This window comes from Chitinophaga oryzae, from assembly GCF_012516375.2.
In the GTDB taxonomy this organism is placed as follows: Bacteria; Bacteroidota; Bacteroidia; order Chitinophagales; family Chitinophagaceae; genus Chitinophaga; species Chitinophaga oryzae.
This window is the reverse complement of sequence record NZ_CP051204.2, coordinates 4,550,924-4,569,818: the sequence shown is the minus strand read 5'-3', so window position 1 is coordinate 4,569,818 and position 18,895 is coordinate 4,550,924. Positions and strand designations below refer to the sequence as shown.

Annotated in this window: 6 protein-coding genes; all 6 read left to right on the top strand. The window is 53.8% G+C overall.

The window, feature by feature from the left end; genetic code table 11:
* The 6 genes from HF324_RS18635 to HF324_RS18610 are packed head-to-tail and all read left to right on the top strand — an operon-like array spanning position 1 to position 18,803.
* Positions 1-4,476 carry a MupA/Atu3671 family FMN-dependent luciferase-like monooxygenase gene (locus tag HF324_RS18635; protein ID WP_168860501.1) on the top strand — a complete coding sequence of 1,492 codons (4,476 nt, stop codon included), beginning with the start codon at positions 1-3 and terminating at the stop codon, positions 4,474-4,476.
* A 15-nt stretch (positions 4,477-4,491) separates the two neighbouring features.
* Positions 4,492-5,226, top strand: a complete 735-nt coding sequence (locus tag HF324_RS18630) for a beta-ketoacyl synthase N-terminal-like domain-containing protein (RefSeq protein ID WP_168860500.1) — start codon at positions 4,492-4,494, stop codon at positions 5,224-5,226.
* Positions 5,217-11,999: a type I polyketide synthase gene (locus HF324_RS18625; RefSeq protein WP_168860499.1), complete on the top strand. Its 6,783-nt coding sequence runs from the start codon at positions 5,217-5,219 to the stop codon at positions 11,997-11,999. The genes HF324_RS18630 and HF324_RS18625 overlap by 10 nt, the downstream gene beginning before the upstream one ends.
* 17 nt (positions 12,000-12,016) lie before the next feature.
* Positions 12,017-12,730, top strand: a complete 714-nt coding sequence (locus HF324_RS18620; RefSeq protein ID WP_168860498.1) for a thioesterase II family protein — start codon at positions 12,017-12,019, stop codon at positions 12,728-12,730.
* Between the two features lie 15 nt (positions 12,731-12,745).
* Positions 12,746-14,380, top strand: coding sequence for a cyclic peptide export ABC transporter (locus HF324_RS18615; protein WP_168803917.1), 1,635 nt, complete (start codon positions 12,746-12,748; stop codon positions 14,378-14,380).
* A 40-nt stretch (positions 14,381-14,420) separates the two neighbouring features.
* Positions 14,421-18,803: a non-ribosomal peptide synthetase gene (locus HF324_RS18610; protein WP_168860497.1), complete on the top strand. Its 4,383-nt coding sequence runs from the start codon at positions 14,421-14,423 to the stop codon at positions 18,801-18,803.
* Positions 18,804-18,895 lie beyond the last annotated feature (92 nt).

Below are 18,895 nucleotides of genomic sequence, written 5' to 3'. Positions count from 1 at the left end.
ATGAATGTTCCATTTTTGTTGAAACAGCTTCGGGAGCAGGGTATTTTGGTCACCCTTTCCGGAGCCAACCTCGAATTGTCTTTTGAGAAGGAAGATATTCCGGAATCCCTGCTGACCTCCATCAGGGAACATAAACAGGATATCATCGATTACCTGTCGTCGCTCGGGCTGGGAAATGCAACGGCGCATATCCCCGTAGCAGCGCCCGCGGCCACCTATCCTGTTACCACCGCGCAATGGCGGTTCTGGATATTGTGCCAGATGGATGAAATCAACAGTGCCTATAACCTGCCGGTAATACTGCAGCTCGAAGGCGACCTCCAGGTGGCTGCCTTACAGCAGGCATTGGCAAAACTCGTTGCAAGACATGAAATACTCCGCACTCATTTTATGGAAGGAGAGGATGGCATGGTTGTACAGCGTATACTGGAGCCTGCTGCCAGCGTCCCCGATATTCGCCTGATCGTGCTGGATGATGAAGAGGCGGTAAAAGAAGTGGTAGCTACCTTTAGCAATACGCCCTTCCTGCTCAGGGATAATTTCCTGTGGCGGGTTTGCCTGATCCGCCAGTCGGCAACGCAACATGTGCTGGGCCTGAATATTCATCATATCATCGCGGATGGCGCCTCGCTGGAAATTATTGTGCAGGAATTGATGCAGTACTACAACGCCATCGTGAGTGGCGCCGATGCGGTACTGCCTGCACTGAACATCCAGTTTAAGGATTATGCTGTATGGGAAACTTCCAGGAATGACCGCGCCGGGGAGGAACAATACTGGTTGTCGCGCTTCGAAGGCGAACTGCCGATACTCAATTTACCCGCCTATCAAACACGTCCCGCGCTTAAAACATATGCGGGGGCGGCATTTGTACATCGATACCCGGCAGAACTGGTAAAAAAGCTGAAGGCTTTTTCGAGGGAGCAGAAAGGCACCACTTTCACTACCCTGATGGCTGCGCTGAATGCTTTGCTGTACCGCTACACAGGACAAACAGATATCGTGCTGGGTACGCCTGTTTCGGGCAGAAATTCACCCGACCTGCAAGGGCAGGTAGGCTTGTATATCAATACGCTGCCGGTACGGCTGCAGTTCCAGGCGACAGACAGTTTCCGGAGAGTATATGAGTTGCAGAAGTCGGTACTGGACGGAGCGTATGCCCATGCCGGTTACTCTTTCGGGGAGCTGGTCAATAAACTGAACATCGCCAGGGACGTAAGCCGCTCGCCCTTGTTCGATGTGCTGGCGGCACATCAGTGGAATGCCGCCGGCAGTGCTGTCAGCAGTGGTTTTCAGGGGCTGAAGACATCTTTCTACCATGACCTCGCGGCCACCCTGAGTAAATATGACCTGACGTTCACCTTCTCTGAAGATGATGAACATCTGTCTGCCGTGATCGACTACAACACCGACCTTTTCCAGCCGGAGTTTGTAGCGCAGCTGGCCGCCAATTTTGAATGTTTCCTTCGTGAAGCGATAACGGCGCCAGAAACGGAAGTACAGCGGATCGCTTACCTGGATGCCGCCCAGATCGAAAAGCTGGTGTCCGGCTTCAATAATACGCAGCACGCTTACGATACTGCCACTACGTTTGTGCAGCTGTTCGAAGAGCAGGCTGCGGCAACACCGGAAGCCATCGCGCTGATCTGTGAAGACCAGGTGCTTACTTATGCGGCGTTAAATGAGCAATCCGCCGCCCTCGCTGCATACCTGGCTAATGCGGGCATTGGCCCCGGCGAGTGCGCAGGCATATGCATGGGAAGGTCTGCCGACCTGCTGGTGGCCATCATCGCGGTGCTCCGGACCGGCGCTGCTTATCTGCCCATTGACCCGTTCTATCCGCTGGACCGCATCGACTACGTGGCTGCTTACAGCCGCACGAAATTTATGCTGGCAGATAAAGATACCAGCGCTGTCATCGCTGCCGGGTTTACCGTCATCGATGTTTCCAACCGTGCGCTGTGGGAAGATACCGCCGTTGTACCGCTGTCATACCCGGACAGCGCGTCGGCTGCTTATGTGATATTCACATCGGGATCTTCCGGAAAGCCCAAAGGCGTGCAGGTTTCACACCGCAACCTGGTGAATTTCATGGAAGGAATGGCATTGCATTTCCCGCGGGGACAACGCCCGGCCAGCTGGCTGGCAGTAACCAGTATCAGCTTCGATATCTCCATACTGGAACTTTTGTGGACGATAACAAGGGGTGATAAGGTGGTGTTGCAGCTGGAAATGCCTGTCGCCGTACAGCCAAGGCCCCATCTGGATTTCAGCCTATTCTATTTCCCTACCGGCTCACAATCAGAAAAAGATAAATACCGCTTGTTGCTGGAGGGCGCCACCTTCGCAGATCAGAACGGATTTAAAGCGATCTGGGTGCCGGAGCGCCACTTTCATAATTTCGGCGACCAGTTCCCTAACCCGTCTGTCGCCGCGGCAGCTGTGTCCACTATCACCCGTAACATTACCATCCGTTCGGGCAGCGTGGTACTCCCGCTGCACGATGAGGTGAGAGTGGCCGAAGAATGGTCCATGATCGACAATTTATCCAACGGCAGGGTGGAACTATCCATTGCTTCCGGGTGGCATCCGAATGACTTTGTGCTGGCGCCTGCCGAATATCAGAACAGGCATCAGTCAATGCGCGATAAAATAGCGACCCTTACGGACTTCTGGGAAGGCAAGCCGCTCACACGTAAAAATGGCGTAGGAAAAGATTTTGAATTCCGGCTGCACCCCAAGCCGGTGCAGGAGAAGCTGCAGCTGTGGATCACTGCTGCCGGCAGCCCCGAAACTTTCCGTTACGCCGGTACCATCGGCGCTAATGTATTGACCCACCTGCTTGGCCAAAGCATCGAAGACCTCGCAGAGAAAGTGCGCATCTACCAGGAGGCACTGAAAGAAAACGGCTTTAACCCGGCACAGGGAAAAGTAGCGCTGATGGTACACACCTTTGTAGATGCCGACGCAGCAGCCATCAGGTCAACAGTAGAGGCGCCGTTTAAAAACTATCTCCGTAACTCGCTCGGTCTGCTGAAGCCCATCGCAGAGGAGAACGGCCTGGATGTGGAGCAGGACATGGATACCCTGCTGGATATGGGATTCCTGCGTTTTTACAGCACGAGCGGCCTTTTCGGCACACCGGAAGACTGCCTGGATATCATTAACAGGATATATGCGTCCGGCGTCAGCGAGATTGCCTGCCTGATCGACTTCGGTATCCCCGACGACCAGGTGCTCAACAGCCTGCAGCACCTGCACCGGCTGAAAGAGCTGGTGGCGCGGAAAAAAGCACAGGCAGACCTGGTGGTGCGGCGGATGGAAAAGCTGACGGGAGACCAGGAGACCGCTTCCCTGATAAAACGGTACGAGGTCACACATATGCAGTCAACCCCTTCGCTGTATGAAGAGCTGTTGCTGAATCCCCACAGCCATGAAGCCTTACAGCAGATCAATACCCTGCTGGTAGGAGGAGAGGAGCTGAAGAGATCACTGGCTGAAAAGCTCTCCACGCATACCGGGCGGAGTATTTTCAATATGTACGGTCCTACCGAAACCACGATCTGGTCTTGTGTTAAAGAGCTGAACGCCACCGGCGCCGTTACCATAGGCAAGCCTATTGCCAATACCAATATATACGTGCTGGACCATCTGCAGCAGCTTTGCCCTGTGGGCGTAGCCGGAGAGCTGTGCATCGGTGGCGATGGCGTGGCTATGGGTTACCTCTTTAACCAGGAGTTGTCCGACAGCCGCTTTCTTCCCGATCCGTTCAGGCCGGGTGAGCGCATCTACAGGACCGGCGATCTGGGCCGCTGGCTGCCCAACGGAGAATTGGAATGTCTCGGCCGGCTGGACAGGCAGGTTAAGCTGAACGGTTACCGGATAGAACTGGAGGAGATAGAAAGTGTGTTGTTATCGCACCCGGCAGTTGCGCAATGCGTGGTAACAGCCGTGAAGGTAAAGGATAAGCTTGTGCTGGTGGCTTATTTCCGTGGCGATGCAGCAGCAGATGTCAATGCCCTTACAGCGTTCGTGAAACAACAGTTGCCCGCATTCATGGTGCCTGCATTTATGGTGAAAATGCAGGAATTCCCGCATACCGCCAATGGCAAGATCGATCACAAGCGCCTGCCAATGCCCGATAGCAGCGGCGTAACAGCCAGGGTGGCGGCGCCGCCCCGGACCCCGCTGCAAAAACAGCTGGTGGCGCTCTGGAGTGATTATCTCAAAACAGAAGACCTGGGTATCGAAGATAACTTCTTTGAAATCGGCGGCAATTCCATGAAAGCATTCCAGCTTTTATCCCTCATGAACAACGCGCTGCAACGGGAACTAAAGATCATCGTATTGTTCCAGTACCCTACGGTGCGCGCACTTTCGGATTATCTGGAACAACATAAGGCAGAAAAACCACAGGTACAGGAAAATGAATTGGAAGATGTGGATGACCTGCTGGATTTTATGAATAATGTTTAATACCCTCATTTAAATATGAAGAAAGATATTGCCATCATCGGCATGTCCGGCAGGTTCCCGAAATCAGCCTCCGTCCGGGAGCTGTGGGATAACCTGTACGGCGGCAGGGAACTGATCCACTTCTTCTCAGAGAAGGAACTGGAAGAGAAGGGCGTACCGCAGAGCGACCGTCAGCATCCTGATTTCGTACGTGCCGGATCGTTTGTCTCCGATACCGACAAATTTGATTATCCTTTGTTCCGCTACACCGTACATGAAGCGGGCATTATGGACCCTCAAACCAGGCTGATGCACCAGCTGGTGTGGGAAGCGCTGGAAGATGCCGGCTGTACGCCGGAGACCTATCACAAGAAAACAGGCATCTTCATGGGCGCCAATAAAAACCTGGCCTGGAGTGTGTACGCAACCGTTACCCCTGTGGCGCATGTGGACGACATGACTAAAAGGAAGCTTTCCAATCCTAACTTCATGGCCTCCCTGATCGCCTATAAATTCAATTTCAAAGGGCCTTGTTATTTTATCGATACCGCCTGCTCTACCTCCCTTAGCACTGCGCACCTGGCTTGCAGAAGCCTGCTGCTGAACGAGTGTGGGATCGCCGTAGTGGGCGGGGCGCGTCTTTCCAGTGATGAAGAGAAAGGTTACCTGCACCAGGAAGGGGTATTACTTCCCGTGATGGCCACAATAAAACCTTCGACAGCACTTCTTCCGGCACTATTGCCTGCGATGCCGCCGGCGTTGTGGTCCTGAAGCGCCTGGAAGATGCATTGCAGGATGGTGATGATATCTATGCCGTCATCAAAGGTTCCGCCATGAACAACGACGGCAGTGAGAAAGGCGGATACACCATGCCCAGCATACAGGGGCAGGCGGAGTGCATCCGGCTGGCGCATAAGATCGCCGGCGTATCGCCGGCAGATATTACCTACGTGGAGGCCCACGGTACCGCCACAAGGATCGGCGACCCCATCGAAGTAGAGGCGCTCAATATTGCCTTCAATCATGACACTACGCACAAATGTGCGTTGAGCACGATCAAGTCCAACATGGGGCATGCCGATGAAGCCGCCGGCGTGTCAGGACTGATCAAAACCACACTGGCTATCCATCACCGCACCATACCGGCAAGCCTGCATTTTAACCAGGCTAACCCCGCTGTCAACTTCGCGGGCGGACCGTTTTATGTCAACGCCGCTACCGCTCCCTGGAGCGGCCGCGAGGGAAGCCCACTTACCGCAGGCGTTAGTTCATTTGGTATCGGCGGAACAAATGTGCATATGGTGTTGCAGGAAGCCCCGGTGGTGAACCGCCATACGCAGGACAGTGGCCACCAGGTTTTTCGTATATCCGCCGCTTCGCCGGAGGCACTGGAGCGATATGAAAAACGCCTGCAGGATTTCCTGCGGGAAAACCCTGCGGCAGATGTTAACAGTATCGCCTATACCCTGCAAACAGGCCGTCGCTCGCTGGACTATCGCAAATACCTGGTGGCGTCCTCTGTAGAGGGGTTGACGAAGCAGTTGCCGTCCGGTGCAAAAACACATGCGGTTACGCCTGGTCATCATATGGTGTTCATGTTCTCCGGGCAGGGAGCGCAATATGTAAATATGGGCAGGGAGCTGTATGATAAATACCCGGCATTCCGGGAACAACTGGACAAGGGCCTGGACCTGCTGCACCAGTATAACAATATTGATTACAAGGCTGTACTCTTTCATGACCTGGATGACAAGCGGCTTCACGACACGCTGTATACCCAGCCGTTGTTGTTTGTGCTGGAACATGCGCTGGCAAAGTGGCTGATGCAGCTGGGCGTCCGGCCGGATTATATGATAGGCCACAGCCTGGGCGAATATGTAGCGGCCACCATCAGCGGTGTTTTTGGTTTTGAAGATGCTGTCAGGCTTATCTGCGCGCGCGCCGCATTGATGTCTGCCGCCGAAGCCGGAGAGATGCTCAGCGTAGCAGCGCCTCTCAGCCGCCTGGAAAAGGACTTGCTGGCAACGGTAGCAGTGGCCGCGGTAAATACACAGGATTCCTGTGTGCTGAGCGGCACCCGCGAGAACATAGCGGTTGTAAAGGAAAAGCTGGCGCAGACTGGCATTTCAGCCATCAGCTTACAAACCTCCCATGCTTTTCACTCGCCGATGATGGAGCCGGTGATTGTTCCTTTCAAAGCAGCCCTGGCGCAGGTGAAAATGAATACGCCGGAAATACCCTTTGTTTCCAATGTCAGCGGAAAAATCATTACCGCTGAACAGGCCGTATCCCCGGATTACTGGTGCGAACACCTGTTGTCCACCGTTTATTTTGAAAGAGGGTTGCAGACCCTGCTGGAACTGGACCGTCCCGTGTTCGTGGAGATCGGCCCCGGTCGCACGCTGGCTTCCTTCCTCAACAGGGCGAAAGGCCCCGCCGGCGAGGCAGCTGTTCTCACCACTATCCGCCACCAAAAGGACCAGGTAGCCGATACGCAGCATTTTGCCGGTTTCCTGGGCAATTTATGGGTGAACGGATATGATATTGACTGGAATATTTTTTATGGCGATAACAGGCCGCTGAAGCTGCATCTGCCCACCTATGCCTTCGAGCCATTGGTGGTAACTTCCAAGGTAACGCTGTCGGACACCTTATTACAGCATCAGAGCCCGGCCGCAAAAACGCTGTCGGACGCATTTTACATGCCGGCATGGAAGCATGTTCCGATGCCGGCCACCAAAGGCGCAGAAGAGCACATCCTGTTTTTTAACGATGGCTCCCTTGCCGCCAGCCAGCTGTTGAAGTCCCTGGTAGCCGCCGGCCACGAGGTAACAGCAGTGCTGAAATCTACCAGTTTCGATACAAGCATACCGGGCTACATATTTATTGATACCGCTTCAGAAGGTTGTATGGACCATCTCCTGGAGCACCTGCCGCCACAAACGGCGGAAACGGTAAACATCGTATATGCCTGGCCGTTGTCACTGCATGCGGGCCATCGGGAGGACTATCAACTGCTGCTGGAATTACTGAAAGTGTGCCGGGATGTGAATGCCCGTTTCACCTTCCTCAGCGACCGGAATTTCCAGGTAAGCGGGAACGAGGCCGCCGGCAACCTTCAACAGCATACAGCCGCCCTGCTGCAGGTCGCCGCACAGGAGAACCCCGCCTTTAGTGCCACGGTGATCGACATAGATACCACCACACTAACGGAAAAGGACATACAACTTATTCAGCTGGAAATAGCCCGCGTTCCCGCAGCAGAGAAGGTCGCCATCCGTTATGGCAGGAGATGGGAACTACGTTTCGAAGCCCTCGCAAAGGCCGCCGATATGCCGGCAATACTGCCGCAGCAAGGCGTGTGTGTGATCGCCGGCAACCTGGACGAGCTGGTCTATTCCCTGGCGGAGATATTACAAACGGATTATGCTGCTAAAGTGGTGATCTGTACAGACAGCCATACCAGCGTGCCGAAATCATATGACCAACTCAAACGATTGCCCGGTGTTGCGCAGATCAGGCAATTTGATCTTACCGATACCGATAGCTGGCTGGCGGCGGTCGCCGCGATAGAAAATGAGTTTGGCAGCATTAACGGCCTTATTCATGCCGCAAGATATAACGGCGATATTACGCTGGTAAATGATATAACGCTTACCGGCATGGTGCACCACTTTGAGGCGCGGGTAGACGTACTGCAAACATTGCTGCGCGTGTTCCGGAACAGGCAACTGGATTTTATCCGCGTATTCTCGACACTGTCTGCTTTCGCAGGTGGTATTTCCTACGGCCTGTATGCTTCAGCCGCCGCATTAATGGATGCACTGGCCCTGCAGGAACACCCGGGGGTGCCGCAACCGGTGGTCATCAACCCGGACCGTCTTCATAAGGATGCGCCCTGGATACAATACGCTGATCTGCGGGAGATACTGCATATCTCTTTTGTTTACCCGGAACTGCGTCAGGTAGTAGTGTCAAAAAGGGAGGTGAACCGCCTGGCGTCGAGACCGGAGGAAGAGGAAAAGCCCAAAAACCACGCCGCCATCAACCGTCGTCACCTGGATACCGGCTTCAAAGCGCCGCAGTCGCCCACGGAAATAAAGATCGCCGGCATGATGGAAGATATCTTTGGCGCAACAGGAATAGGAGCGGACGATGACTTTTTCGAGATGGGGGGCGACAGCCTCAAAGCGCTGATGCTTATCAATCGTATCCGCAGGGAGACCGGGGCCGACATTGCCATCCAGGAAATGTTTGAAAATAAAACTACCGCCAGCCTGGCATCGCTCACCGACGAACGCCTCCGGCTGTCGCAGGAAGGGAATGCTGTAGCGGCCACAACGCAGGATACGCTGATACCGGTGTTGCCACCCGGCGATGCAGGCTATCCGTTGTCCAGTTCGCAGTACCGCCTCTGGATGCTGGACCAGCTGGAAAACGGGCTGGCTGCCTATAACATCCACCGGCAGGTGGAGCTGAATGGCGACTACGACGTGAAGGCATTTACCCGTGCCGTTTACGCACTGCTGGACAGGCATGAGATCCTGCGTACGTCCTTCCGCAAAGATGCCGCTCACCAGGTACGGCAATGGATAACGCCAACGGAAGAACTGGATTTTCATATCACCACCGTGGACCTCCGAGGGGAAAATGATCCGATGGTCGCCGCCAGAGAGCTGATCGCGGCCGATGTGAACCAGCCTTTCGACCTGGAAAATGCGCCGCTGCTGAGGGCCGCATTGCTACAGGTGGAAGATCACCGTTACATTTTTCATTACAACATGCATCATATCATCAGCGACGGCTGGTCGCTGGGCGTGATCGCGAATGACGTCATTACTTTCTACCAGGCGTTCGTGCAGGGCGCGGACCCGGCGCTGGAGCCCCTGCGGGTCCAATACCGTGATTATGCCTCCTGGCAGCTCGCGGAGCTGAACAGCGGGAAGGCCGCCACATCACAACAATACTGGAAAAACCTGCTGCAGGGGGAACTGCCGCTGGTGGATTTTCCCTCAACGCTTGCAAGGCCGGCCATCAAAACACAGCGCGGGCATACCATAGAATGTTATCTCCCTGCTGACCTTACCCGGCAACTGAAATCCTTTGCCAGGGAACATGACGGCAGCCTGTTTATAGTATTGCTGGCCTTATGGGAAACGCTGGTATACCGCTACACAGGCCTGGAAGATGTGGTCACCGGATCGGCCGTCTCCGGCCGTAACCACGCGGACATGGAAAACCAGATCGGTTTCTTCGTCAATACCATCGTATTCAGGAACCAGCCGGACCCGCGTGCCGGCTTCCTGCAACACTTCAGGCAGGTGAAGTCGCAGGCGCTTCAGAGCTATGCGCACCAGTCATATCCGTTTGACAGGGTGGTGGAAGATCTCAACCCTAAAAGACAGCTGAACAGAAATGCCCTCTTCGATATACTGCTCGTGTTGCAGAATACCGGAAAGAAGCAGGAGCTGACCCAATTTACACCTGATACAACACAGTTTTATGACCGTGGCAATACGCCCGCTAAGCTGGATATGGAATTGAATTTCGGGGAGATAGGAGATTATCTTTCTTTCAGCATCAACTATCATCCGGAGGTATATGATGCCGCATTGATACAAAGCATCATGCGTCACTTCAGTACCCTTGCATCGGCCTGCATGCAGACGCCGGAAATGCCGCTGGGGCAGCTGCCGCTGATCGCGCCCGCAGAAATGGCATTGCTGGAACGTTTCAACGATACCGCCGTCGTTTATCCGCAGGCAGGGTCGGTAGTAGACCTTTTCCTGCAACAGGTACAACAACTCCCGGAGAATATTGCCGTCCGATTTAAGGACAGTGCGCTCACTTACCGGGAGCTGGACCAGGCCAGTAACCGCTTTGCTGGTTATCTGCAGCAATACTTCCAGGTGCAGGCCGGCGCGCTGGTGGGGCTCTGTCTCTACAGAAGCGAGTGGATGCTGGTCGCCATTATGGGCATATTAAAAGCAGGCGCCGCCTATGTGCCTTTTGACCCGGACCAGCCGGAAGAGAGACTGGCATTCCTGAAACAGGACAGCGGTATCCGGGTATGCATCGATCAGCAACAGCTGGAGCATTTCCTGCATTTGCTGCACGATCTGCCTACCACGGCGGTGCATATACGTACCGGAGATCACGATAACGCCTATGCGATCTATACTTCCGGATCTACCGGACAGCCTAAGGGCGTGCTTAACCACCACGCCGGTCTCCGTAACCGCCTGATATGGATGCAGGAATACCTGCGGCTGTCGCCTGCGGATGTTGTCCTTCAGAAAACGCCTTATACCTTCGATGTTTCTGTGTGGGAACTGCTGCTGCCTGTTATTTCCGGGGCCACGCTGGTGTTTGCCCTGCCGGATGGTCATAAAGATCCATACTATCTGCAGGAGGTGATCGCGCAATACGGCATCACGGTGCTGCATTTTGTGCCATCGATGCTGCATCTGTTTATCGCCAGCCTCGGCGCCCGCCCGCTTTCTTCCGTTAAACATGTCGTGTGCAGCGGAGAAGCCCTGCCCGGCAAAGTAGTCAGTGAGTTCAGGAAGAAGATGCCTGCGCGCATATATAACCTGTACGGGCCTACGGAGGCGGCTATCGATGTAACAGCGACAGACCTTACGGATGCGGATACTACCCACCAGGTGTCCATCGGTTTCCCGATCGCCAATACCAGGATCTACATTGTGAATGACGCCATGCAGCTGCAACCGCCGGGTATCGCCGGAGAGCTGCTGATAGGCGGCATACAGGTGGCCAAAGGCTATCTCAACAGGCCGGAACTGACGGCTGCCAGATTTATTGACGACCCGTTTGTGCCGGGAGGACGCTTATACAAAACCGGCGATATCGCCCGCTGGAACAGTGATGGCAGCATCGCCTACCTTGGCCGCGCAGACGGACAGGTAAAGATCCGTGGCAACCGTATTGAGCTGGGGGAGATCACCGCGCAGCTGCTGGCTAATCCATCTGTCACCGATGCTGTTGTGAGCGTATACACGAAAGACGGGCTCGAGAAAGAACTCGTGGCCTATGTGGTGTCGGCCGAAGAACAGAACGCCACCGCATTGCGGAAATACCTGCAGTCGAAATTACCGGAATATGAAATTCCCGCCTGGTTCATACAGCTCGATGCGCTGCCTTTGTCTGCCAACGGAAAGATCGATTTTAAGCAACTGCCGCCACCTGTTCATGCGTTAAAGACAGCCACTGCTTATGTCGCACCAGAGAATGACACCGAAAGCCGCCTGGCGGAAATATTTGCAGTAGTGCTGGACCGGCCGGCCGGCGAAATCGGCACGCACGACAACTTCTTCGATCTCGGCGCCAATTCCATGAAATTGATTCGCGTCCTTGAACTTATCCGGCAGGAACTGGGAGTGGACATCAAACCGGTATATCTCTTTCAATATACGACCATCCACGACCTGGCGACCTGTCTTTTCCAGCAAACAAAACCGGAGGGAGAAATGGAAGATACGCTGATCTCCGATGAGATAGACAGCATAATAGACCTCATGTAAAATAAAAGGCTTTGGATATGATGCAGGTATTTATGTTACATTTTGCAGGAGGCAACTGCTACTCCTACGATTTTCTAAAACGCTTGCTGCCTGTGGGGTTTCAGGGTATTTCCCTGGAACTCCCCGGCAGGGGACGGCGGATCAATGAAGGGCTGCTTCACTCAAGAGCTGCCGCAATAGCCGATTACAGCCGTCAGATCGCTGCGCTCAGAGATCCGGGGTGCAGCTATATCATCTACGGCCACAGCATGGGCGCAAGCCTGGGGCTCTATTTAGCGCGGGACTTCGAACAACAGAACGATCCGCCGGCCGCGCTGGTGGTGACCGGCAATGCCGGCCCGGGAATCTCTGATGACGAGCCCGGATCGCCTCAACGGTATTTGCTGGGCTATGAAGAATTTAAAGATGAGTTGCGGCGGTTGGGAGGCGTTTCCGAAGAACTGCTGGCCAACAAAGAACTGTATGATTTCTTTGAACCCATTATCAGAGCAGATTTCCGGATCGTGGATGAAGAAGACGTTGACGAAGCGCCGAGCGTTCATGTGCCGGTAATCGCCGCCATGGGCAGTGAAGAGAAAAATTCCGACCAGATCAACAACTGGAAGAACTACGCCCGCAGTTATTTCAACAGTAAAATCCTGCCGGGCAATCATTTCTTTATTTACGATTACGCGCAGGAACTGAAAAACACCATTGTTAACTCCAGGAAACTTTTACTCCACGGCTTTTAAATTATATCAAGGACTATGTTGCAACTAAAAACAAGAAATGCCCTGTTTCTTTTGATGTACGCTGTTCCCAATACCATCCTGAGTTTTGGGATTGTATACATCATCAACAATGCCCTGGCGGGAAAGGAAGGGTTGCTGGGAGCGGATACCGGATGGCTGTTCCTCGGGCTGGTCATCTGTACCTATGCGCTGAATATTTTCTTTCAACGGCAGCTGAACCGGTATTCTTTCCATTTATTATATGAAAATGAGAAGCATGTGTTTGGAAAGATCCTGCGAAGCTCCCTTCCCAGGCTGGAGAAATTTGGGTCCAAACGCTTTTTTACAGCGGTGGAGGACCTGCGGACGTTCTCCTTTTTGCCATACGCCGTAACGCATACGGTCAATTCGCTGCTGATGCTCGTGTTGTGTATCATCTATATGTTTTCGTTGTCAGTGATCGCCGCCCTGGTGATTATGCTGATGATCGCTGTATTAGCGGGTGTTTACCTGTATGTGGTCCGGGCCATGTCTAAAAAAGTGCGTACGCTGCGTAGCTACAATGAACAGTATTTCCAGTATGTAGATGATGTCATGAAAGGGTTCAAGGAATTGAAACTGAGTTTTTTCAGAAGAGAAAACCTGATGAACAAATTCCTGGTGCCTAACCGTAATAATGCGCGGGACCTGGACTTCAGGATCAATTACATCTTTCTGTCTATCGGCCTGGTGAGCCAGTACGGACTGTACTTTGTGGTGGGATTGGTGCTGTTTGTGCTGCCGTTTACCGGATGGTTGTCCACGGCGGATATCATTGCGTATGTTGTCATGATCCTGTTTATATCCGGTCCTGTCAATAACCTGATCAACCTGCAGCAGATATTCACCCGTTTTCGTGTAGCCAACGGAAGGATCAAAAAATTCATGAGCGATTTTGAGATGCTTGAAGATGTGCCCGAACAGGCGCCTGAAATAAGTGCCGGGTTCAATGACCTGGTGTTTAAAAATATCCATTTCAATTACGACAACGATGCGGGCGAAACGATGTTTTCCCTAGGCCCCGTTGATCTCCAGGTCAATAACAATGAAACCATCTTTATCATCGGCGGCAATGGCTCGGGAAAGAGCACATTTATCAATCTGCTGACAGGTCTTTACAAGCCCTCTGCGGGCCAGATTGTGCTCAATGGTGAGGATGGACCCTATTGCCGAGAGAAATTACAAAGCCTGATAGCGGCGGTGTTTACAGACAATCACCTGTTCTCGCAGAATTATGAAACATTCAGTCTCGATGGCAACCCGGAGTACGGCCGCCTGTTACAGCTTATGCAGCTGGATAAGGTAGTGGGAGAAGATTCGGAAGCAGCAGCCCGGCGCAAGTTTTCCAAGGGACAAAGCAAGCGCATGTCACTGATTTTCGCATTGCTGGAACAGAAGCCGGTCATTGTACTGGACGAATGGGCGGCCGACCAGGACCCGCATTTTAGAAAATACTTCTACGAGATACTGTTGCCGCAGCTGAAGCAGCAAGGGAAAACCGTTATCGCTGTCACCCATGATGACGCTTATTTCCACCTGGCCGACAGGATCGTAAAGTTTGATAAAGGTATTATTGTGAAGGATGTACGGGTGAAAACAGATGTGCTGCACAGTGAAGCCATCTGGTCGTGATTTATAAAGTGGTCAGCATGACCGGTAAATGATTTTTTCCATGATGAAATTAACCCTTCCTCAACAGGATATATACTACGAACAATTGTTGTTTCCTGACCTGCCCGTCAATAATATCGGTGCGAGGATCCGCATACAGGGAGCTATCCGGCTGTCTGTGCTGAATGCGGCGCTTACAGCAATGATCAATGGCTCGGATGCCTGCCGTTCTGTTGTGGCAGATAGTGCTGAGGGCCCGCTGATGAAGGTACTGCCCGAACAGGCGCATACCGTGGATTTTGTGGACCTGTCGCAGGAAGCCGACGCAGCGCAGGAGGCAGAGCGGTACATGCAGGCTGCCTTTGCAGCGCCCTTTGATCTTGCCGGCGGCAAATGGCTGTTCCGCTTTTCACTGCTGAAAGTGGCGGAAGAATCCTATTGCCTCCTGGCTGTTTACCATCACCTGATCACAGACGGGTGGGGTTCTTCCCTGATGTTCAACCAGCTGGTAGCCAACTATAATCATCTGCTGGAAGCCGGTACGCTTCCGGTAAGTGTTTCCCGTGCCTACCAGGCGTTTGCCAGGGAAGATGAAGCCTATCAGGGTCATATGGCTTACCAGGAAGACCTTGCCTACTGGCGCGAACGTTTTTCCACATTGCCGGCCGCGGCGTTCCATCGTTTGCCGGCCGCCGCAACCGCAGCTCATGGACGCCAGGCTTTCGATATTCCCGGAGAAAAGTACCAGGCCTTAAAAGCCCTGTCGCAAAAACTGGAATGTTCTGTTTTCCATGTTATGCTGGCGGTGCTGTATACGTATATCCATCGTCGTTATCAACAGCAGGATATCAGCTTTGGCCTGCCTGTATTGAACCGCAGCAATGCCGCATTCAAAAAAACGATCGGGCTTTTTATGGGTATTTCACCCTTACGGATGTACGTAGCGCCGGAAGACAGCTTCCGGACCCTTGCGGAGAAGGTAAAGGCGCAGCTGCGCAGAGACTACCGCCATCAGCGTTTCCCGCTGGGAAAGCTGGTCAAGGAGCTGGGCCTTTTCCATGAACGGGAACGGCTGTTCAGCCTGACGGTCTCTTACGAAAAACAGGATTTTTCCGCTCACTTCCTGCATACCCGTACGAAAGTACAGCCACACCCGCACGGAGCAGACCGTACAGCGCTGGCCATCGCCATCAGGGAACATGACGATGCCGGCGACGTGACCGTGCACTTTGACTACAATGGGGCTTATTTCAATGAAAGCAGCATGGCCCTGCTGATAACGCATTTCCGCGAAATACTGGATGCTGTATGTCTTGATCCCGATGCTGCGGTAGGCAGCTACAGTTACCTGTCCGCCGGCGAGAAAGCAGCCCTGCGGGAGTTCAATGATACCACCGCGGACTATGACCGCAACACCACTTTCCTGTCTTATTTCCGGGAGCAGGTGCAACATTTTCCGGGAAAGGTGGCGGTGAAAGATGATCATAACAGTTACACCTATACGGAGCTGGACGAGGCTGCAGGTAATATTGCCCGGCACATTGCCGCTGTGGCGGGGGATAATGCGGCGCCGGTAGCCGTCATGCTGCCCCGCTCTGCGCAGCTGGTGGCCGTACTGCTGGGCGTGCTCAGATCAGGGCGGGCCTACATCCCGGTGGACCCGGATTTGCCGGAGGCGCGGACGCAATATATTCTCGAAAACAGTCAGCCTTCCCTGTTGATCGCTGCAACAGCCATGGCAGAGTACAACACCCTCCGGCCAGAAGCGCTGCTGCTGCCTGCCCCGGACGCGGAGCTGCCACAGGTGGCCGCTGCCAACAGCGCTTATATCATATACACCTCCGGGTCTACCGGTAATCCCAAGGGCGTGGAAATAAGCCATGGCGCCCTGCTGAACCTCCTGTTGAGCATTATTTCCCGTCCGGGCATCGCGCCGGGAGATACGTTTTTCTCCGTTACCACGCCTTCTTTCGATATCTCCGTACTGGAATTCTTCGGACCGCTCACGGCGGGAGCCACGGTATATATTGCCGATCGCCGGCTGTTGTACCAGCCGGAGCAGATGATCGCACGATTGTATGCCATTGACCCCGATATCTTACAGGGAACTCCCGGCTTTTACCAGGTATTGTTTGATGCGGGATGGAAAGGCAGCCGGAAACTGAAACTGATGTGTGGCGGCGACCTGCTGGGCCAGGCCCTGGCAGCCAATATGCTTTCGAAATGCGGGGAGGTATGGAACCTGTACGGTCCTACGGAAACAACGATTTACTCTACCTGCAAAAAACTGACTTGCCCTACAGATGCGGATATCATCGGGGCTCCCATTAATAACACCCGCATCTATATCCTTCATCCCGATTTCTCACTGGCCGGCAAAGGTACGCCCGGCGCTATTTACATCGGCGGTGAAGGACTGGCGAAAGGATATTTCAGTCAGCCCGAACTAACGAGCCGCCGCTTCATTTCCGATCCTTTTGTGCCCGGCCAGACAGTATATGAAACCGGCGACCTGGGATACTGGACGGATGAAGGCGAAATAAAGTTCCTGGGCAGAAACGATTTCCAGGTAAAGATCCGCGGTTACCGCATAGAGCTGGGCGAGATAGAGACGCTGCTGCTGAAAAAACCATCTGTGCGCAATGCCGTAGTGATAGCCCGTAAGCAGATAGGGCAGGAGGCATTGCTGGTGGCCTACCTTATCGCAGATAAGCCGGTAGATACAGCAGCGCTGATAGAGGCGCTGAAAGACGAGCTGCCTGAATATATGGTGCCCCGGGTGATCAAACAGGCCGACGCTTTTCCGCTGACGCCGAATAATAAAGTCGACAGAGGCCTTATGTCCGCCTGGGAGGTGGAGCCCATACATGCCGGCAATACCCGGAAAGCTGCTGTTACCACTTTACAGTACGAATTGTGCAGGATGTATAAAGAGACACTGGCACTGAAACATTTGCCTGGCATCAATGAAGACTTCTTTTCCCTCGGCGGCCACTCCATCAATGCGATGCGGCTGGTGAACCAGGTGCATCTGCTGGGTTATCCTGTTTCGATGAGGGACGTGTTCCATCATCCCACGGTGGAGGGAATGGCCCAGTACCTGGAAAAACAGGTGGCGATGCAGCCGGTGAACGTCATCCCGCCGGCGCCGGTGGAGAAAACGTTTCCGCTCACGCCCGGCCAGCAGGGCATCTGGCTGTCTGCTCAGCAGCACCCTGCCGGCGCTGCCCCCTATAATGTTTTTGCAGTGTATGAAGTAACGGGCCGCCTGCATCCGGAGCGCCTGCAGGAGGTGTTTGTCCGCCTGATTGAAAAATACGAGATACTGCGGACCAATTTCAGCGAGAAAGACGGGGTGTCCTGCCAGCTGGTGAGAGATGCTGCCGCTGCCAGGTTCAGCATAGACCTCATAACGGCAACGGCCTCATGGGAAAATGAAGCAGCGGCGTATGTCAACCATCCCTTCGACCTGGAAAATGATTTGCTGCTGCGCGTAGCGCTGATAGAGGCTAATCACCGCCAGTTGCTGGCGTTTGCCGGGCATCATATTATCCTTGATGGATGGTCGACCGCGGTGCTGATCAACAAATTGGGCGAGATGTACCAGGCTCCTGGCGTCCTGCCGGAAGACGGCTTTCAGTTCCGCGACTATGTGCCCTGGCAACAGCAACAGGCGGCCTTACAGCAGCCCGGTTTCTGGGAACGGTACCTGGAAGGCTACGACTGGCAACCCCTGCTGCCGCCCGATTTTTATAACGGCAACGGGCAAATGCCTGCCGTGGAATATACCTTCTCCTGGGATATGGCCACCCTGCAGGAGTTGAAGCAAACAGCCCGTGAGCTGAACAGTACCCTGCACGTACTGATGCTGTCAGCCTTCCTGGCGCTGGTGCATAAGTTAACCGGCAAAGACGATATCTGTATCGGCACACTCAATTCCGGCCGCACCAGCCATGTGCTGCACCACCAGCCAGGTATGTTCGTAAAGACGCTGCCACTGCGCGTACAGGACTTTGCTGTCGATTTGCCAACGCTGCTGGACCGCGTGCATGCCATGACCCTCGACCTCGACGCGCACCAGGATATTCCGGAAGCCGTGGCTGCAGATATACAGCTGGACTGCCTTTTCGTGGTACAGCCACCTTCCTTTGACTATGACGAAATTTCCATAGGAGAAGAGATCACGCTGAAGTACCGGCATGTAGGGTCGCTGCACAGCCGCCTGCCGCTGCTGGTGAACTGCATGGAAACAGCCAGCGGGCTGCAGGGAGTAGTGACCGCGAACGCCGACTGGTACGATAAAGACAATATTACGCTGCTGTTCCTTCGCTACGAAAAACTGTTAGGGGCCATCAATGCCGCGCCACAGGCAGATGTAGCCTCACTGGACATCTCACTTGCCGTTGAAAATGAACAGGTGCCGGACATCGATTTTAGTTTCTGATAATGTGCCGGAATTGTTTATTTTCATTTTCGGAACCCGGAGATGAGAACCCGTTAGAAGTTACTGACAGCATATGAACCTTTTCCCCCTTT